Source organism: Pseudomonas sp. SO81 (assembly GCF_030374125.1).
Classification (GTDB): Bacteria; Pseudomonadota; Gammaproteobacteria; order Pseudomonadales; family Pseudomonadaceae; genus Aquipseudomonas.
The window spans coordinates 808,487-826,836 of sequence record NZ_CP126126.1 but is presented as its reverse complement, the minus strand read 5'-3'; the positions used below and the strand labels follow the sequence as shown (position 1 = coordinate 826,836).

Annotated in this window: 20 protein-coding genes; 7 read left to right on the top strand and 13 right to left on the bottom strand. The window is 64.9% G+C overall.

Annotated features, from left to right (window positions below; translation table 11 throughout):
* Window positions 1-213: 213 nt before the first annotated feature.
* Complete coding sequence (locus OH686_RS03930) at window positions 214-525, bottom strand: hypothetical protein (protein WP_061904031.1); 312 nt, start codon at window positions 523-525, stop codon at window positions 214-216.
* Window positions 526-659: 134 nt separating this feature from the next.
* Between OH686_RS03930 and OH686_RS03925 the strand changes: the two genes are divergently transcribed.
* Window positions 660-1,046: a hypothetical protein gene (locus tag OH686_RS03925; protein WP_289536290.1), complete on the top strand. Its 387-nt coding sequence runs from the start codon at window positions 660-662 to the stop codon at window positions 1,044-1,046.
* A 67-nt stretch (window positions 1,047-1,113) separates the two neighbouring features.
* On the opposite strand, the gene alaC is transcribed toward OH686_RS03925, so the two are convergent.
* From alaC to acnB, 7 genes are all read right to left on the bottom strand, one after another.
* A complete protein-coding gene (gene alaC / locus OH686_RS03920; RefSeq protein ID WP_289536288.1) occupies window positions 1,114-2,352 on the bottom strand; it encodes an alanine transaminase in 1,239 nt (412 codons plus the stop codon).
* A gap of 192 nt (window positions 2,353-2,544) precedes the next feature.
* Window positions 2,545-3,891, bottom strand: coding sequence for a pyridoxal phosphate-dependent decarboxylase family protein (locus tag OH686_RS03915; RefSeq protein ID WP_289536286.1), 1,347 nt, complete (start codon window positions 3,889-3,891; stop codon window positions 2,545-2,547).
* Between the two features lie 162 nt (window positions 3,892-4,053).
* Window positions 4,054-4,632, bottom strand: coding sequence for an ANTAR domain-containing response regulator (locus tag OH686_RS03910; protein WP_289536285.1), 579 nt, complete (start codon window positions 4,630-4,632; stop codon window positions 4,054-4,056).
* Between the two features lie 20 nt (window positions 4,633-4,652).
* Complete coding sequence (locus OH686_RS03905; protein ID WP_289536283.1) at window positions 4,653-5,867, bottom strand: CmpA/NrtA family ABC transporter substrate-binding protein; 1,215 nt, start codon at window positions 5,865-5,867, stop codon at window positions 4,653-4,655.
* A 164-nt stretch (window positions 5,868-6,031) separates the two neighbouring features.
* On the bottom strand, window positions 6,032-6,241 hold the full coding sequence (locus OH686_RS03900; protein ID WP_289536281.1) for a YgdI/YgdR family lipoprotein: 210 nt from the start codon (window positions 6,239-6,241) through the stop codon (window positions 6,032-6,034).
* A gap of 102 nt (window positions 6,242-6,343) precedes the next feature.
* Window positions 6,344-6,553 (bottom strand): YgdI/YgdR family lipoprotein, encoded by a 210-nt coding sequence (locus OH686_RS03895; RefSeq protein WP_137972613.1) that lies wholly within the window; start codon window positions 6,551-6,553, stop codon window positions 6,344-6,346.
* Window positions 6,554-6,673: 120 nt separating this feature from the next.
* The gene (gene acnB, locus OH686_RS03890; protein ID WP_289536279.1) at window positions 6,674-9,283 is read right to left on the bottom strand and encodes a bifunctional aconitate hydratase 2/2-methylisocitrate dehydratase; all 2,610 of its coding nucleotides are present in this window, start codon (window positions 9,281-9,283) and stop codon (window positions 6,674-6,676) included.
* Window positions 9,284-9,732: 449 nt separating this feature from the next.
* Here acnB and OH686_RS03885 point away from each other — a divergent pair, with 449 nt between their 5' ends.
* Entirely contained in the window at window positions 9,733-10,209 is a 477-nt protein-coding gene (locus OH686_RS03885) for a DUF1289 domain-containing protein (protein WP_137972615.1), read from the top strand.
* 57 nt (window positions 10,210-10,266) lie between these two features.
* On the opposite strand, the gene uspL is transcribed toward OH686_RS03885, so the two are convergent.
* Complete coding sequence (gene uspL, locus OH686_RS03880; protein WP_289536277.1) at window positions 10,267-11,130, bottom strand: universal stress protein UspL; 864 nt, start codon at window positions 11,128-11,130, stop codon at window positions 10,267-10,269.
* A gap of 174 nt (window positions 11,131-11,304) precedes the next feature.
* Between uspL and OH686_RS03875 the strand changes: the two genes are divergently transcribed.
* Complete coding sequence (locus OH686_RS03875; protein WP_289536276.1) at window positions 11,305-11,910, top strand: MiaE family protein; 606 nt, start codon at window positions 11,305-11,307, stop codon at window positions 11,908-11,910.
* 62 nt (window positions 11,911-11,972) lie between these two features.
* Here OH686_RS03875 and OH686_RS03870 read toward each other — a convergent pair whose 3' ends face one another.
* From OH686_RS03870 to pyrC, 3 genes are all read right to left on the bottom strand, one after another.
* Window positions 11,973-12,191, bottom strand: a complete 219-nt coding sequence (locus OH686_RS03870; RefSeq protein WP_137972618.1) for a bacterioferritin-associated ferredoxin — start codon at window positions 12,189-12,191, stop codon at window positions 11,973-11,975.
* Between the two features lie 160 nt (window positions 12,192-12,351).
* Window positions 12,352-13,026: a ribonuclease T gene (gene rnt / locus OH686_RS03865; RefSeq protein ID WP_289536274.1), complete on the bottom strand. Its 675-nt coding sequence runs from the start codon at window positions 13,024-13,026 to the stop codon at window positions 12,352-12,354.
* Window positions 13,023-14,069 (bottom strand): dihydroorotase, encoded by a 1,047-nt coding sequence (gene pyrC / locus OH686_RS03860; protein WP_289536272.1) that lies wholly within the window; start codon window positions 14,067-14,069, stop codon window positions 13,023-13,025. Before pyrC ends, rnt begins: the two co-directional genes overlap by 4 nt.
* A 124-nt stretch (window positions 14,070-14,193) precedes the next feature.
* On the opposite strand from pyrC, the gene OH686_RS03855 reads away from it, so the two are divergent.
* From OH686_RS03855 to OH686_RS03840, 4 genes are all read left to right on the top strand, one after another.
* Complete coding sequence (locus OH686_RS03855) at window positions 14,194-15,159, top strand: flagellar protein MotY (RefSeq protein WP_289536271.1); 966 nt, start codon at window positions 14,194-14,196, stop codon at window positions 15,157-15,159.
* 119 nt (window positions 15,160-15,278) lie between these two features.
* A complete protein-coding gene (locus OH686_RS03850) occupies window positions 15,279-16,496 on the top strand; it encodes an argininosuccinate synthase (RefSeq protein ID WP_137972622.1) in 1,218 nt (405 codons plus the stop codon).
* Between the two features lie 91 nt (window positions 16,497-16,587).
* Entirely contained in the window at window positions 16,588-16,980 is a 393-nt protein-coding gene (gene gloA, locus OH686_RS03845; protein ID WP_289536270.1) for a lactoylglutathione lyase, read from the top strand.
* A 69-nt stretch (window positions 16,981-17,049) separates the two neighbouring features.
* Window positions 17,050-18,123, top strand: a complete 1,074-nt coding sequence (locus OH686_RS03840; protein WP_289536269.1) for a GGDEF domain-containing protein — start codon at window positions 17,050-17,052, stop codon at window positions 18,121-18,123.
* Window positions 18,124-18,163: 40 nt separating this feature from the next.
* Here the strand turns inward: OH686_RS03840 and OH686_RS03835 are convergent, their stop codons facing one another.
* Entirely contained in the window at window positions 18,164-18,340 is a 177-nt protein-coding gene (locus OH686_RS03835) for a PA3496 family putative envelope integrity protein (protein WP_192397217.1), read from the bottom strand.
* Window positions 18,341-18,350: the final 10 nt, after the last annotated feature.

Sequence of the window (18,350 nt, the reverse complement as noted above, 5' to 3'; positions counted from 1 at the left end):
TGCCAGGTTTCGCCGGGCGCAGGAGAAGTGTCGTCGCAGGCAGCGATCTGGTGCTACTGAATGATAGGAGAAGGCTTGCGAATCAGCGGCTTAGCCGAAGTCGGCGGGCCGCTCGACAGGCTGGGCAGAAGCGGCCCGCAGGCGCCTGTTCTGCACCGTGCGGGAGCCATGGCCGCACGGGCGTGAGCGCTTTTGGTTCGATGGAGCGGTATTTCAGACGCGCTGGCGCTGGGCTTCCTCGACGTATTCCTTGAGCCAGCGCAGCACCTCCACCGCCTCCCAGCGGCCGGGATCGAACAACGCATAGGCCTGGCCCTGGTAGCCCACCACATCGACCTGCCGGTGATAGCCGGCGCGCTGCAGCAGGGCCTCGATCTCGGCGAAGCAGGTGTTGAAGTGCACGCGCTTGAAGGGGGTCTTGCTGCCGGTGACCAGGCCTTCCAGGCGCAGCTCGTCTACCGTGGCGCGGATGCTCTCCAGGGGCATCTGGTTCACTTTGTTCTTCAGCTGCAGTACGTCCAGCATGGTCGATCTCCTTGGGTTCCGTGGCCGCAAAAGAGTAAACGAAAAGTACTGTACAAATAAACACTACTGGATAATAGTACAGCTCAAGTGCCGTCGAGATCATCGAGACCGAAGTCGGAACAGGAGCTGCCTATATGCACCACAAGCTGATGACAATTCTGCTGTTGGCCTTGCTGGCGGGCTGCGCCCAGCCGCAGCTGGAGCAACCCAGGGCCAACGGTGCGTATCTGGTGATCGAGGGCGGCGAGGCCTGGGCCGTGCTCGTGCGCGACGGCAAGCGTGTGGAAGAGGCGGGCAGGGTGCTCGATGTGGTCCGTCTGCCAGGGCAGAACTCGCTGATCGCCGCCAGCTACGTGATCGACACGCCCAACTGTGGGCGCCTGCAATGGCTGACCGAGCGTGACGGCGAGGGCGAAGTGACCCGCCTGGCACAGAGCAGCGACCAGGCGCTGGAGCGGCCGGGCTGCATGATCGCCAGCGGCCTGGGCCGCGCCTGGACCGCGCTGGATTACTCCGGTTGATAAAAGCGGCTGATACGAAAAGGCCCCGACGGAAATCTCCGGCGGGGCCTTTTGCATGGCGCCTGGCTCAGTCGACCTGGGCCTTGCGCGGCTTGCTTGCAGGCGGCTGCAGCAGGCCATCGGCACGGAACATCGCCTTGATCCCGCGGATGGCCTGACGGGTGCGGTCCTGGTTCTCGATCAGGGCGAAGCGCACATGGTCGTCACCGTAATCACCGAAGCCCAGGCCCGGCGAGACGCAGACCTTGGCCTCCAGCAGCAGCTTCTTGGCGAACTCCAGCGAACCCAGGTGGGCATAGGGCTCGGGGATCTTGGCCCAGATGTACATGGAGGCCTTGGGCTTCTCCACCATCCAGCCGGCCTCGTGCAGGCCCTTGACCAACATGTTGCGGCGCTGGCGGTACTGTTCGGCGATGTCGCGCACGCACTGCTGATCGCCCTCCAGGGCGGCGATGGCCGCAACCTGCAGTGGGGTGAAGGTGCCATAGTCGTGGTAGCTCTTGATCCGCGCCAGGGCGCTGACCAGCTCCGGGTTGCCGACCATGAAACCGATGCGCCAGCCGGCCATGTTGTAGCTCTTGGACAGGGTGAAGAACTCTACCGCGATGTCCTTGGCGCCTTCCACCTGCATGATCGAGGGGGCCTTCCAGCCGTCGTAGACGATGTCGGCATAGGCCAGGTCGTGGATCACCAGCACGTCGTACTGCTTGGCCAGCGCCACCACCCGTTCGAAGAAGTCCAGCTCCACGCACTGGGCGGTGGGGTTGGAGGGGAAGCCGAGGATCATCATCTTCGGCTTGGGAATGGCCTCGCGAATGGCCCGTTCCAGCTCGGCGAAGAAGTCCACGCCAGGCACCAGCGGCACCGAGCGCACCTGGGCGCCGGCGATCACCGCGCCGTAGATATGGATCGGGTAGCTGGGGTTGGGCACCAGCACGGTGTCGCCATGGTCCAGGGTGGCCAGCATCAGGTGCGCCAGGCCTTCCTTGGAGCCGATGGTGACGATGGCTTCGCTTTCCGGGTCGATCTCCACCTCGTAGCGGTCCTTGTACCAGCGCGAGATGGCGCGGCGCAGGCGGGGAATACCGCGGGAAGTGGAGTAGCCGTGGGTGTCTTCGCGCTGGGCGACCTGCACCAGCTTCTCGACGATGTGCGGCGGGGTGGCGCCGTCCGGATTGCCCATGCTGAAGTCGATGATGTCCTCGCCACGGCGACGGGCGGCCATCTTCAGTTCGGCGGTGATATTGAAAACGTAGGGGGGGAGACGATCGATGCGCGCAAAGCGGCGCTTGGCATTGTCAGCCATGCTTTCCTCGGAGTACGTAAGCGCCCGGAACCGTCCGAGCGACGCAGGCCACATGCGTGTGGCCTGGGGCGAAGATAAGGGTGCGGGCCTGCCGCTGTCCAGAGCAGTTCGCCGGCAAATGAGCGGTGCAGTCGATGGCCCCGGCGCCACGCCCGGCCGATGGTGCAGCGCTTGCGCGCTGCTGCGGGCAGCTCAGAGCTGTCGTTTCAGACGTAACAGCAGTTCCGCCAGGGCATGGACGTGCCGATCCTCGGTGCGCCAGGAGCTGAGGCTCAGGCGGAAGGCCGGACGACCCTGCCAGACGGTCGGGCCGAACCAGACCTCGCCGGAGGCCTGCGCCGCCTCGCGGATGGCAGTGGTCTGCGCATCCGAGTCGCCGCGTACCAGCACCTGGTTGAGCACCACGCGATTGAGCACCTGGTAGCCGCCACCCCGCAGCGTCTCGGCCAATTCTCCGGCCTGGCGGATATGCCGATCGATCAGCTCGCGCAGGCCCTCACGGCCGAGGCTGGCCAGCGCCGCCCAGATCGCCACGCCACGGGCGCGACGGGAGAACTCCAGGGTCAGGTTCTTCTGTGCGTCGCGGCTCGCTGTGGCGTAGGCAGCGTCGCTGTTCATCGCCGCGGCCAGGGCATCGGCGTCGCGGCAGATGGCCATGGCGCTGTCGTAGGGAGTGTTGAGCCACTTGTGGCCGTCGGTGGTCCAGCTATCGGCCTGTTCCACGCCCTCGGCCAGATGGGCTGAAGAAGACGCACGGGCCCATAGGCCGAAGGCGCCGTCGACATGCACCCAGGCGCCGGCCTCTCGGGCCTTGGGGATCAGCTCGGCGAAGCGGTCGAATTCGCCGGTGTTGACCTCGCCGGCCTGCAGGATCAGCAGGGTGCGCTCGTCCAGCGCCGGCAGGCGCGTCGGGTCGATGCGCCCGTGCTCGTCCACCGGCGCGTAGTGCAGGCGGTTCATGCCGAAGCCGAGCACGCGCAGGGCCTTCTTCACCGTGATGTGCGCAGTCTCGGAGAGCACCACGCGGATCTCAGGGGCACCCATCAGGCCGTCGGCGTCGAAGTTCCAGCCCTGGCGCGCCAGCAGCTTGCGGCGGGCGGCAGAGAGGCAGGCGAGGGTGCAGGCGGTGGCGCTGGTGCCGAAGCCCACGGCGCTCTCGCTCGGTAGGCCCAGCGCCTGGCACACCCAGCGGCCGGCGACCTTTTCCAGGCGATCGGCGATGGGCGAGTTGTCGAAGGACGAAGCGCACTGGTCCCACGCCAGCACCATGCGCTCGGCGGCCGCAGCGGCCGGCAGGGTGGCGCCGATGACGAAACCGAAGTAGCGCGGACCGTTGCTGGTCACCGTGGCCGGCGAGCCCAGCTCGTCGAGTTGTTGCAGTACCCGTTGGGCGTCCTGGCCGGATTCGGGCAGGGGCTGGTCGAAGGTGCTCAGGGCGGCGATGGCCTGATCATCGGGGAACACCCGGCGCTGGGCGCTGCCGTCGAAATAGGCGAGGGCGCGGCGGTCGGCCTCGGCCAGCAGCTGGCGTTCGTTCATGGTGCGTACTCGGCGGGGGAAGGTGGTTCTACCCTAGCCGAGTGGCACAGCGTGCCGGCAGATACAGGCGCCGGCCGAGTTGAGCGTTACAGTGCAGCGGTAAAGCTTGAGTGAACCGATACAGTTGCCTTGGTGGGCAGTACAGTTGCAGCGCCGGCTAGCTCAATTGCCCAGCATGTCGTGCATCGCGATGATCTGCTCGGCCACCTGGATCAGCTTCTGCTGGCGGCTCATGGCCTGGCGGCGCATCAGGGTGTAGGCGTCTTCCTCGTTGCAGCTCTTCATCTTCATTAGCAGGCCCTTGGCCAGTTCGATGCGCTTGCGCTCGGCCAACTGCTCGTCGCGGGCCTGCAGCTGGGCGCGCAGGGCTTGATCGCTTTCGAAGCGGGCCATGGCCACGTCGAGTATCGGCTGAAGGCGGTCGGCCTGGATGCCTTCGACTATGTAGGCGCTGACGCCGGACTGGATGGCCTGGCGCATCACCTGCGGGTCGTGTTCGTCGGTGAACATGACGATCGGCCGGGGCTGGTCGCGGGTCACCAGCACCACCTGTTCCATCACGTCGCGGCCCGGGGATTCGGTGTCGATCAGCACGACATCGGGGCGTACCGCCTCGACCCGCTCGGGCAGGTCGATGGTCAGCCCGGATTCGTCGATCACCTCGAAACCGGCCTCGATCAGCGCGCACTTCAGGCGGCCGACCTTCTTCGGGGTATCGTTGATCAGGAGTATGCGTAGCATCGTGCTTATGTCTCGGTCCGTTACAGGGCGATGGCGGCGGCGCTGTCGGCGCGCGCATGGATGGCGAACGAGCGGGCGTAGCTGGCCGGGTCGCTGCCATCCCAGATGCTGCCGTCGAGCAGGGTGGAGCGGCGCATGGACTGCTGCGGCACAGCGATGCCCAAGGCTTCCGCGGCGGTGCGGTAGATATCCAGTTGGTGAATCCGCCGGGCCAGGCCGAAGTAGTCCGGATCTTCCTTGAGCAGGCCCCAGCGGCGGAACTGGGTGAGGAACCAGATGCCGTCGGACAGCCAGGGCATGTTCACCGCGCCGTCGGCGAAGAAGCGCAGCGGATGGGCGTCCAGCCAGGCGTGGCCGAGACCGTCTTCGTACTGGCCGAGGAAGCGCGGCTGGATGGCCGACAACGGTGCGTCGACGTACTCGCTGCTGCTGATCAGCTGGGCGGTGCTGCGCTTGTTCTCCTCGCTCTCGTCGATGAAGCGGCTGGCCTCCAGCACGGCCATGGTCAGGGCGCGTGCGGTGTTGGGGTACTGCTCGACGAATTCGCGGGTCACACCCAGCACCTTCTCCGGGTGGTCGGCCCAGATGTTCTGGCTGGTGGTCAGGGTGAAACCTTGGTCTTCCTCCACCGCCAGGGCGCCCCAGGGGCCGCCGGCGCAGAAGCCGTCGATACGCGCGGCGCGCAGGTGGGCGACCATCTGCGAGGGCGGTACCACCACGGTGTTGACGTCTTCCAGCGGGTGTATGCCCTGGGCGGCGAGCCAGTAGTAAAGCCACATGGCGTGGGTGCCGGTGGGAAAGGTCTGGGCGAAGGTCAGCTTTGCACCACCTTGGCGCACGCGTGCGGCCAGTGCCTCGCCGCTGGTCACGCCGGCCTGCTTGAGCGGCTGCGACAGGTTGAGCGCCTGGCCGTTCTGGCACAGGCCCATGAGGATGGCCATTTCGGTAGCTGTGCCGCCGAGGCCCAGGTGGATGCCGTAGACCTGGCCATACAGGGCTTGGGCGGCGTCCAGCTCGCCGCTCAGCAGGCGATCGCGCAGGCCGGCCCAGGAGGCCTGGCGCTGCAGATTGAGGGTCAGGCCATAGGGCTGGGCGAAGCCTTGCGTCGCGGCGACTATCAGCGATGCCGAGTCGGTCAGGGCCATGAAGCCCAGGTTCAGTGCGCTCTTCTCCGGGGCGTCGCTGCCGGCGACCCAGGCCAGGGCATCGCTACGGGTGTTGCTGGTATCGGTCATGTCTTTGTTCCGCCGTTGAACAAAAAGGCGCCGCACCTGGCCATCACGGAGGTGGCCGGGAGCGACGCCATTGTCTGTGAGTCACTCCGCCGTTGGAGGGACTCTGCTGCATATGGCTTAGCAAGCCATATGCCAGCACGACGGGCGCAGCGGAAAGGACGCTTTCAGCGCTCCATCATCTGCTTGATCTGGTTCTGCGGAATGTGTTGCTTGCGACCTTCGCTGTCTTCGAATTCGTACATGCCGGTGTCGTCGTCCAGCTCGGGTTTGCCATCGCTGGTTAGGATCTGGCCGTCGGTGGTGACCAGCAGGTATTCGCTGGCGCAGCCGGTGAGCGCGGCAAGACAGAAGAGCGCGAGAAGCCAATGTTTCATGAGGTACTCCTGAGTGAAGGCAGTACCGTCACGCTATTCCCGTTGCGCTGTCTCTGGCAAATGCGCGAAAGGGCGCGGCCCGCCGAAGCGGGCCTCGCATGGTCAGCGTTCGATGATCTGCTTCACCGAGCTCTGCGGGATCTGCTGCTCGTTGCCTTCGGCGTCCTCGTAGGTGATCAGGCCGGTTTCATCGTCGATCTCCGGCTTGTCCTCGGAACTGAGCATCTGGCCGTCGGTGGTGGCGATGATGTAGTCGGTGGCGCAGCCGGTGAGGCCGAACACGCAGAGCAGGGCAAGAATCCAGGGTTTCATGGTGAACTCCTTCTGAAAGGGTGCCCGCGAGGGGCTTCAGAAGTTCCGACCACGGCACTCCCGGTTTCGCTCCATAAAAAAAGCCCCGCACTAGGCGGGGCTTTCTCATTGCGCTGACGCTTAGATCTGTACGGCCGGGATCTTGGCGTTGGCGGCCGCTTCGCGGAACTCGGCGATCTGGTCGAAGCTCAGGTAGCGGTAAACGTCGGCAGCCATGCTGTCGATGTTCTTCGCGTACTCCATGTACTCCTCGACGGTCGGCAGCTTGCCGGTGATCGAGGCGACCGCTGCCAGTTCGGCAGAGGCCAGGTACACGTTGGTGGCGTCGCCCAGGCGGTTCGGGAAGTTACGGGTCGAGGTGGAGACCACAGTCGAACCGGTCTGTACGCGAGCCTGGTTACCCATGCACAGCGAGCAGCCCGGCATTTCCATGCGCGCACCGGCCTTGCCGTAGATGCCGTAGTAGCCTTCCTCGGTCAGCTGGTGGGCGTCCATCTTGGTCGGCGGAGCCAGCCACAGACGGGTCGGAATGCCGCCCTTGACCTTGTCCAGCAGCTTACCGGCAGCGCGGAAGTGACCGATGTTGGTCATGCACGAGCCGATGAACACTTCGTCGATCTTCTCACCGGCGACGGTGGACAGCAGACGGGCGTCGTCCGGGTCGTTCGGCGCGCAGAGCACCGGCTCTTTGACGTCGGCCAGGTCGATCTCGATGATCTCGGCGTACTCGGCGTCCTTGTCGGCTTCCAGCAGTTGCGGGTTGGCCAGCCAGGCTTCCATGGCCTGGGCGCGACGCTCCAGGGTACGGGCATCGCCGTAGCCTTCGCCGATCATCCAGCGCAGCATGGTGATGTTGGAGCGCAGGTACTCGGCGATGGCCTTTTCCGGCAGCTTGATGGTGCAACCGGCGGCGGAGCGCTCGGCCGAGGCGTCGGACAGCTCGAAGGCCTGTTCAACGGTCAGCTCGTCCAGACCTTCGATCTCGAGGATACGGCCGGAGAAGGCGTTGATCTTGCCCTTCTTCTCGACGGTCAGCAGGCCCTGCTTGATGGCGTAGTAGGGGATGGCATGGACCAGGTCACGCAGGGTGATGCCCGGTTGTAGCTTGCCCTTGAAGCGCACCAGTACGGATTCCGGCATGTCCAGCGGCATGACGCCGGTGGCGGCGGCGAAGGCCACCAGGCCGGAACCGGCTGGGAAGGAGATGCCCATCGGGAAGCGGGTGTGCGAGTCACCACCGGTACCCACGGTATCCGGCAGCAGCATGCGGTTCAGCCAGCTGTGGATGATGCCGTCGCCCGGGCGCAGGGACACGCCGCCGCGGGTCATGATGAAGTCCGGCAGGGTGTGGTGGGTGTTGACGTCGATCGGCTTCGGATAGGCCGCGGTGTGGCAGAAGGACTGCATCACCAGGTCGGCGGAGAAGCCCAGGCAAGCCAGGTCCTTCAGCTCGTCGCGGGTCATCGGGCCCGTGGTGTCCTGGGAGCCGACGGTGGTCATCTTCGGCTCGCAGTAGGTGCCCGGACGTACGCCTTGGCCTTCCGGCAGGCCGCAGGCGCGACCGACCATCTTCTGGGCCAGGGTGAAGCCCTTGCCGCTGTCGGCCGGAGCGACCGGCTTCTTGAACAGGGTGGACGGAGCCAGGCCCAGCTCGGCGCGTGCCTTCTCGGTCAGACCGCGGCCGACGATCAGCGGGATACGGCCGCCGGCGCGGACTTCGTCCAGCAGCACGTCGGTTTTCAGCTGGAAGCTGGTGACCAGCTCGTCGCTGCCGTTACGGCGCACTTCGCCCTTGTACGGGTACACGTCGATGACGTCGCCCATGGCCAGGTTGGTGCAGTCGAATTCGATCGGCAGGGCGCCGGCGTCTTCCATGGTGTTGTAGAAGATCGGGGCGATCTTGGTGCCGAAGCAGAAACCACCGGCGCGCTTGTTCGGCACGTTCGGGATGTCGTCGCCGAAGAACCACAGCACCGAGTTGGTGGCGGACTTACGGGAGGAACCGGTACCGACCACGTCACCGACGTAGGCAACCGGGAAGCCTTTGGCTTTCAGGGCTTCCATCTGCTTGATCGGGCCGACGCTGCCGGGAACGTCCGGGTTGATGCCGTCGCGGGCCATCTTCAGCATGGCCAGGGCGTGCAGTGGGATGTCCGGGCGGGACCAGGCGTCCGGAGCCGGCGACAGGTCGTCGGTGTTGGTTTCGCCAGTGACCTTGAACACGGTCAGGGTGACTTTTTCCGGAACGGCAGGACGGTTGACGAACCACTCGCCGTCGGCCCAGGACTGCATGACAGCCTTGGCGTTGGCGTTGCCCTTCTTGGCGCGCTCGGCGACGTCGTGGAAGGCGTCGAACATCAGCAGGGTGTGCTTGAGTTGCTCGGCGGCGACTTCGGCCAGCTCGGCGTTGTCCAGCAGCTCGACCATGGTGGCGATGTTGTAGCCGCCCTGCATGGTGCCCAGCAGCTCAACGGCGCGTTGCTTGCTGATCAGAGGGGAGCTGGCTTCGCCCTTGGCCACGGCGGAAAGGAAACCGGCCTTGACGTAGGCGGCTTCGTCCACTCCTGGCGGAACACGGTTGGTGATCAGATCGACGAGGAAGGCTTCTTCGCCAGCCGGGGGATTCTTCAGCAGCTCGACCAGGCCTGCGGTTTGCTCGGCGTTCAGCGGCTGGGGAACGATCCCCTGGGCGGCACGCTCTTCTACGTGTTTGCGATAGGCTTCAAGCACAGTTATTACCCTCATCAGTGGTCGCGGCGGCCCGCAACGCTCATCCTAAAACCGTCGCACGCCGCGCCGCTGCACTTTGTGAGTGCACTGGCCGGTGTGTCGACAGCCTCATACTAGAAGCTGCTTTCAAAGTTTTACGCCGCAGGACGGAAGTGATGAGGGCTGGCGCAGGGTTCACTGAACCCGGCGCCAACGACGTTCCTGGCGGATCAACTGTGCTCGTGACGCTTTGAAAACAGCTTCTGACGGACATCGGCGCCTAAAAAGGCGGTCCGATTCTACTGGAACGGGACGCCAAAGTTAAGCGCAAACCCCGATCCAATCGGCCTCTTAGGCTACTGCCCGTCGTTTGTCTGGCAAGTCGACAAAGGTCTGGGCGGTCATGATGACCCTACCAGGGTGAGCCGCTATCATGAGCGGCCTGTTTCGCCGCGCCGCACCTGCCCCATATGTCCAATCAACGCATCAAGACGCCTTGCGTCGGCCTCTGCTCCACCGTCTATGGCGACCTGGTGTGCCGCGGCTGCAAGCGCTTCCACCACGAAGTGGTGAACTGGAACGCCTACAACGACGACGAGAAGCGTGCGGTGTGGCGGCGCCTGGAGGTGCTGCTGGTGCAGGTGATGCAGGGCAAGGTGGAAGTGTTCGACGCCGGACGCCTGCGCGCGCAGCTGGAGCAACACCAGGTGCGCTTCGTGCCCGAGCAGTCCGAGTATTGCTGGGCTTACCAGCTGATCGCCCGCGCCTCGCGCCTGATCAGCCGTCTGGACGCCTACGGCCTGGCCCTGCTGCCGGAATTCCGCGACTGGGAGCTGCCGGCGCTGCGCGAGGCCATCGATCGCGAGTTCTTCCTGCTATCCGAGGCGCACTACGAGCGCTACATCGCGCCGCGCTTCCTGCGCGAGGGCGTGGAAAGCCGCGTCTGAGGTATTTCGGTCCATGAAAAAGCCGCCCTCGGGCGGCTTTTTCGTTTGCGCGGTGGATCAGCGCTGGGCGACCAGCTCTTCCAGGTGGGCGATGATGTCGTCCGGCTTGAGTACCAACACGTCGCTCTCCAGCGCGTCCAGCACCACTTCCGCGGTGTTGCCGATCAACGCGCCGGAGAGGCCGGTGCGGGCCACGGTGCCGATCACGGTGACCACCGCGCCGAGCTTGTGCGCGGTGTAGGGGATCAGCACGTCGGCCGGGCCTTCTTCCACGTGCAGGCGCTCGTTGCTGACGTCGTACTCGGCCTGGAAGGCCTTGCACTGCTCGCGATAGCGCGCCTCGATGGTTTCCTTGAGCTGGAAGGTCGGGTCGGCCGCCGAGAGCATCGGCGAGGGGTGGGCGCTGATCACGTGCAGGGTGCCGTTGGCCAGGCGCGCGATGTCGTAGCCGTGGCTGACGATGCCGGAGTGCAGGGTGCGGTGCTCGGAGTCGCCATTGCCGACGTCGACCGCGGCGAGAATGACGCCGCCGGTCCAGGGGGTCTCGGTCTTGACCATTAGCACCGGGCTGGGGCAGTAGCGCAGCAGCTTCCAGTCCTCGGGGGTGAGCAGGGCCTTCTTCAGCGGGTTGTCCGGCACGTGCTGCTTGATCACCAGACCGCAGCCCTCGGCCTGCTGCACGGCGACAATAGTTTGGTAGAGACCGTCATTCCACGCCTGCTGGATGGTGGCGCTGTAGCCTTCCTGCTGCAGGCTGGCCTGGTGCTCGGTGAGGTAGGCGCTGTGCTCACCCTTCTTGTCGCAGACCAGCAGGTGCAAGTGCGACTGGGTGACTCCAGCGATCAGCTTGGCACGCTTGAGCGCCAGGCCATCGGATTGCTGCGGGTCCATCACCACCAGAATGCTGCGTATGGCTTGCATGAGCGTCTCCCTGTGCTTGAAGTGCTTTGATGCAGCCCACTATAGAGGCGGCCGCTGGCGGCGGTCTTGACCTGCATCACGGCCTGGCTGGCCCCGCGCGCCTTCATCCGTATAATGGCCCGCCCTTGCTGCCGGTGCCAACTGGCCGTTGCCGTTACCTCTGGATCGTTCGCCGTGAATCTGCCTGAAATCCATCAGTTCCTCGCCTGTCCCACCCCCGCTGCCTGGGTGCAGGCGGCCCTGGCCGATCAGGAAACGCTGCTGATCGATCACAAGAACAACGAGTACAAGGCGGCCTCGACGGCCATGGCGCTGATGGCCAAGTACGGCCAGGAGCTGGACCTGATCAATTTCATGTCGCGCCTGGCCCGCGAGGAGCTGGTGCATCACGAGCAGGTGCTGCGCATCATGAAGAAGCGCCGCATCGATCTGCGCCCGGTGTCGGCGTCGCGCTATGCCTCCGGCCTGCGCAAGCTGGTGCGCAACCATGAGCCGCAGAAGCTGGTCGACACCCTCGTCGTGGGCGCTTTTATCGAGGCGCGCAGCTGCGAGCGCTTCGAGGCACTGGTGCCGCACCTGGACGAGGAGCTGGGCAAGTTCTACGGCGGCCTGCTGAAGTCCGAGGCGCGGCACTTTCAGGGCTATCTCAAGCTGGCCTACCAGTACGGCGAGGAGGCCGATGTGGCGCGGGTGATCGAACGGGTGCGCGAGGCCGAGCGCGAGCTGATCGAGTCGCCGGACGAAGAGTTCCGCTTCCACAGCGGCGTGCCGCAGGCCTGATCCTCATCTTGTGGGCACAAAAAAGCCGGACTCGAGGTCCGGCTTTTTCGTATTCGAAAGGATCAGGCGGCGACGAAGCTGGCCTGGCAGGCGAGGGCGGCCTGGCTGCTCTGGACTTCGTTCAGGGTGTCGCGTACCACTTCCTTGGCCAGGCAGGCGCATTTGCCGCACTGGGTGCCCACGCCGAGGCTCTCGCGCACGTCGCGATAGCTGCAGCAGCCTTCGTAGATGGCTTCGCGGATTTGACCGTCGGTAACACCCTGGCAGAGGCAAACGTACATGGACAGGCTCGAAGTGGGTTGGTGTTGCTGTTAGCGACGGATACTAATGTTAATGAGAATGCTTGTCAAAACTTGATGTCAGCTTTTCCCGCCTGCCGGGTTTTCGCGTTGCCGAATAAAAAACCCGGCCGAGGCCGGGTCTTCATCTGCTGCGCGGGGCTTACTGGTCGAAGTCGTCCCAGCCGCCCATTTCCTTCCAGCGATTGACGATGCCGCAGAACAGCTCGGCGGTCTTCTCGGTGTCGTAGCGCGCGGAGTGCGCTTCTTTGCCGTCGAAGTCGATGCCGGCGGCCTGGCAGGCCTTGGCCAGCACGGTCTGGCCGTAGGCGAGGCCGGCCAGGGTGGCGGTGTCGAAGCTGGAGAAGGGGTGGAACGGGTTGCGCTTGAGGTCGCAGCGAGCCACGGCGGCGTTGAGGAAGCCGAGGTCGAAGCTGCTATTGTGGCCGACCAGGATGGCGCGCTTGCAGCCATTGGCCTTGATCGACTTGCGCAGGCCCTTGAAGATCTCGGTCAGCGCGTGCTCCTCGCTCACCGCCTGACGCAGCGGGTGATCCAGCTTGATGCCGGTGAACTCCAGCGCCGCCGCCTCGATATTGGCGCCCTCGAAGGGCTCGATGCGGAAGAAGTGGGTGTGGTCCGGATAGAGGAAGCCGTCCTCGTCCATGGCGATGGTGGTCGCCGCGATTTCCAGCAGGGCGTCGGTGGCGCTGTTGAAGCCGCCGGTCTCCACGTCCACCACCACCGGCAGGTAGCCGCGGAAGCGCGCGGCCATCGGGTGGCGCGGGCCAGGGGGCAGGCTGCCGTCGAGTTCGTCGTCGAAGTTGTCTTCGCTCACGCTTGATCCTCCAGCAGGCGCCATTGCAGTTTCTCGCCGGCGCGCAGCGGGATCACCAGGTTCTCGCCCAGCGGCAGTTCGCTCGGGCCGGTCCACTCCTCGCGCACCAGGGTGATGCGGTCGGTGTTGCGCGGCAGGCCGTAGAAGTCCGGGCCGAACTGGCTGGCGAAGCCCTCCAGTTTGTCCAGCGCATTGCGCTGCTCGAAGGCCTCGGCATACAGCTCGATGGCTGCATGTGCGGTGTAGCAGCCGGCGCAGCCGCAGGCGGCTTCCTTGGCGTGCTTGGCGTGTGGCGCCGAGTCGGTACCGAGGAAGAACTTCGGATTGCCACTGGTGGCCGCATCCAGCAGGGCTTCCTGGTGGGTGTTGCGCTTGAGAATCGGCAGGCAATAGAAGTGCGGACGAATGCCGCCGACCAGCATGTGGTTGCGGTTGTACAGCAGGTGATGCGCGGTGATGGTAGCGCCCACATTGGCCGGAGCGGCTTTTACGAAGGCGGCGGCATCGCCGGTGGTGATGTGCTCGAACACCACTTTAAGCGTCGGGAAGCGCTCGACCACGCGCGTGAGGTGCTCATCGATGAAGCGTTTCTCACGGTCGAACACGTCGACTTCGGCGCGGGTCACTTCGCCATGCACCAGCAGCGGCAGGCCGACTTCGGCCATGGCTTCCAGGACGTGGAAGATGTTGTCGATGCTGGTCACGCCGGAATCGGAGTTGGTGGTGGCGCCGGCCGGGTACAGCTTGGCGGCATGCACGAAGCCGCTGGCCTTGGCGGCGCGCACGTCTTCCGCGCTGGTCTTGTCGGTGAGATAGAGCACCATCAGCGGCTCGAAGCGGCTGCCGGCAGGACGAGCCGCCAGAATGCGCTCCCGATAGGCACTGGCCTCGTCGGCGTTGCGCACCGGCGGCACCAGGTTGGGCATGATGATGGCGCGGGCGAAGGTCCGCGCGACATCGCGGACGGTGTGCTGCAGGACGGCACCATCGCGCAGATGGATGTGCCAGTCGTCTGGGCGCAGCAGGGTAATGCGGTCGGACATGGGGATTCCCGGCAGGTAAAACGTGGACGAATGCTACCAGTTTTGCCGGCCAGACGGCCTATCAAGTTTCCGCTGTGGTGGCCGATACGGGCTTTGAAAGCCGTATCTCCCCACGGAGCCGATCTTGCGCCAGCCCAGCTTCCTCCTGCTCAGCCTGTTTGCCAGCCTGCCTTGGTGCACGCCGGCTGCGGCCATCACTTTCCAGACGCGCATGGAGAAAGTGGAGTGGAAGGTCGAGGGCGACCAGTTCGAATGCCGCCTGAGCCAGCCCATCGCCGACTTCGGCAGCGGCGAGTTCGTCCGCCGCGCCGGCGAGCAGGCCACATTCCGCCTCAGGGCCCGCGAGCGCTGGCTGGGTGCCGGCTCGGCGACACTGCTGGCCGCCGCCGCACCCTGGCAGCCGGGGCGCGGTGACATCAATCTCGGTGCGTTGAGCATCGGCAGCGGCGAAGTACCGTTCAATAGCAACCAGGAACAGGCCGGGCGCCTACTCACCGGCTTGATGGAGGGACGCAGCCCGCTGGTGCGTCATCGCACCCTGCAGGGCGGCGATAGCCTGGAAGTGCGCCTGTTGCCGATCAAGTTCAACCAGGCCTACAACGACTACCTCAAGTGCACCGTCGGCCTGCTGCCGGTCAATTTCGACCAGATCCGCCAGACCCAGCTGGGCTTCCCCGGCGGTGGCACCACACTGGAGCCGCTGGCCCAGGCCAAGATCGACATCATCCTCGACTTCATCAAGGCCGATCCGACCGTCAACCGCATCCAGCTCGACGGCCATTCCGACAACTCCGGCAACCGCCTGACCAACCGCGACACCTCACGCCGTCGCGCCGTGGCGGTGGAGGAGTACCTCAAGTCGCGCGGCATACCGGCCGAGCAGATCATCGTGCGCTTCCACGGCGAACGTTATCCGCTGGTGAAGAACAGTGGCGAGGCCAACCGGGCGAAGAACCGCCGGGTGACCATGACCCTGTCCCGCGAGCCGGTAGCGGAAACGCCAGCCGAGCCCGCGCCGAGCGCTCCGCCGTCCGCCAGCGAGCCGACGCCCGCCGCAGAGGCTCCGGCGGCTCCCGCGGCGAAATCCTGACGTCGCGCCCACAAATAAAACTGTCGCTTTGTCGCTAGTGTCTGTCGCGCCCCTGTAAATCGGCCGGAACGGCCGGTAGAATCGCTGGTTTTCCGTACAACCCCGTGGAGTTGATTGGCATGGCGGACGTTAAGAAGGTAGTTCTGGCCTATTCCGGTGGCCTGGACACCTCGGTGATCCTCAAGTGGCTGCAAGACACCTATAACTGCGAAGTGGTGACCTTCACCGCCGACCTCGGCCAGGGCGAAGAGGTCGAACCGGCCCGCGCCAAGGCTCAGGCCATGGGCGTCAAGGAAATCTACATCGACGACCTGCGCGAAGAATTCGTCCGCGACTTCGTCTACCCGATGTTCCGCGCCAACACCATCTACGAAGGCGAGTACCTGCTGGGTACCTCTATCGCCCGTCCGCTGATCGCCAAGCGCCTGATCGAGATCGCCAACGAGACCGGCGCCGACGCCATCTCCCACGGCGCCACCGGCAAGGGCAACGACCAGGTGCGCTTCGAACTGGGCGCCTACGCGCTGAAGCCGGGCGTAAAGGTGATCGCCCCCTGGCGCGAGTGGGACCTGCTGTCCCGCGAGAAGCTGATGGACTACGCCGAGAAGCACGCCATCCCGATCGAGCGTCACGGCAAGAAGAAGTCGCCGTACTCCATGGATGCCAACCTGCTGCACATCTCCTATGAAGGCGGCGTGCTGGAAGACACCTGGACCGAGCACGAAGAAGACATGTGGAAGTGGACCAAGTCGCCGGAAGCGGCGCCGGACACCCCCACCTACATCGAGCTGACCTACCGCAAGGGCGACATCGTCGCCATCGACGGCAAGGACATGACCCCGGCCGCCGTGCTGGCCGAGCTGAACCGCATCGGCGGCGAAAACGGCATCGGTCGCCTCGACATCGTCGAGAACCGCTATGTCGGTATGAAGTCCCGCGGCTGCTACGAGACCCCCGGCGGCACCATCATGCTGCGCGCTCACCGTGCCATCGAGTCGATCACCCTGGACCGCGAAGTGGCCCACCTGAAAGACGAGCTGATGCCCAAGTACGCCAGCCTGATCTACACCGGCTACTGGTGGAGCCCGGAGCGTCTGATGCTGCAGCAGATGATCGACGCCTCGCAGACCAACGTGAACGGTGTGGTGCGCCTGAAGCTGTACAAGGGCAACGTTATCGTGGTCGGCCGCAAGTCCGACGACTCACTGTTCGATGCCAACATCGCGACCTTCGAGGAGGACGGCGGCGCCTACAACCAGGCGGACGCGGCGGGCTTCATCAAGCTCAACGCCCTGCGCATGCGCATCGCCGCCGGCAAGGGCCGCAAGCTGTTCTGATAAGCTGAAACCCTGCGCCAAACGAACCCCGGCCATGAGCCGGGGTTCTGTTTTCATAAGCCCGCACCAGGGCAACGATGAGGAAAACCTGATGAGACTGCTGCACACCATGCTGCGCGTCGGCGACATGGATCGCTCCATCGCCTTCTACACCGAAGTACTGGGCATGACCCTGCTGCGCCGCAAGGACTACCCGGACGGCCAGTTCACCCTGGCGTTCGTCGGCTACGGCAACGAGGCCGAGAACAGTGTGATCGAGCTGACCTACAACTGGGGCGTCGACCACTACGAGCTGGGCACCGGCTACGGCCACATCGCCCTGGAAGTGGAAGACGTCTACAAGGCCTGCGAGGACATCCGCGCCCGTGGCGGCAAGATCACCCGCGAGCCGGGGCCGATGAAGCACGGCACCAGCATCCTGGCCTTCGTCGAGGATCCGGACGGCTACAAGATCGAGCTGCTGTCGCCCAAGCGCAACGATTGACAGCTGCTATGCTTTGTAAGTAAAAGCTTACAAAAGCAATGGCCATTTGCCTGGCCATCGAGGTGTTCCATGACGGCTGATCCCCAGGCGCTGCGCCTGATCCGGGTTGTGCAGGAGCTGTCGATGGCGAGGGATGTGGACCGGGTGGCGGAGATCGTCCGTCGCGCGGCCCGCGAGCTGACCGGTGCCGACGGCGCCACCTTCGTTCTTCGCGATGGACAGCAGTGCTTCTATCGCGACGAGGACGCCATTTCGCCCCTGTGGAAGGGGCAGCGCTTCCCCATGAGCCTGTGCATCAGCGGCTGGGCCATGCTCAACCGCCAGGCCACGGTGATCCCGGATATTTACCTGGACCCGCGTATCCCGCATGAGGCCTACCGGCCGACCTTCGTCAAAAGCCTGGTCATGGTGCCGATCCGCACCCTGGACCCGATCGGCGCCATCGGCAACTACTGGGCCAGTCCGCATACCGCTACTACCGAGCAGGTCGAGCTGCTGCAGGCGCTGGCCGATTCCACCTCGATCGCCCTGGAGAACGTGCAGGTCTACTCCGAACTGGAGCGCAGAGTCGAGCAGCGCACCGGGCAACTGGTGGAGGTCAATCATCGCCTGCAGGCCGAGGTGCGCGAGCGCGAGCGGATGGCGGCGGAGGTGCGCCAGCTGTCGCTGACCGACGAGCTGACCGGGCTGCGCAACCGTCGCGGCTTCCTGCTGCTCGCCGAGCGCGAGCTGGAGTCGGCGCGTCGCCGCGGAGGGCGCTGCCTGTTGCTGTATGCCGATCTGGATTATCTGAAACAGGCCAACGACCGCTTCGGCCATGCCGCCGGCGACGCCATGCTGATCGATGCCGCACAGCTGCTGCGTTCGCTGTTCCGCAGCACCGATGTGGTCGCCCGTCTGGGCGGCGACGAGTTCGTGGTGCTGGCCAGCGACTACACCAGCAGCGAAGAAGTGCTGTTGCGTCTGCATCACGCGCTGGAGGCGTTCCGCCGCGATACCGGGCGGCCGCTGTCGCTGAGCGTGGGGCTCGCCGAGTCTTCTCTTCGCGGTGTTGGCGACCTGGATGCCCTGCTGCAGCAGGCGGATACCGCCATGTATGCCAACAAGTGCGCGCGCCGCCGGCCGCTGGCAGTCAATCAGTAACGAAAAAGCCCCGCAGTGCGGGGCTTTTTTCGATCCGACCTCAAAAGTCGTAATCGTAGTCGTTCAACTGTCGCTGCAGGCGTCGCTCATCGAGCAGGTTGTCGATGATGCGGCGCTTGGTCAGATTGGTCTTGGCGACCTCTACCGTGCGCTCGGGGCTGTCTTCCACCTCTTCGGCGACAAAGTCATCTTCGAGTTCTTCTTTGCCAGTGCTCATGTATCACTCC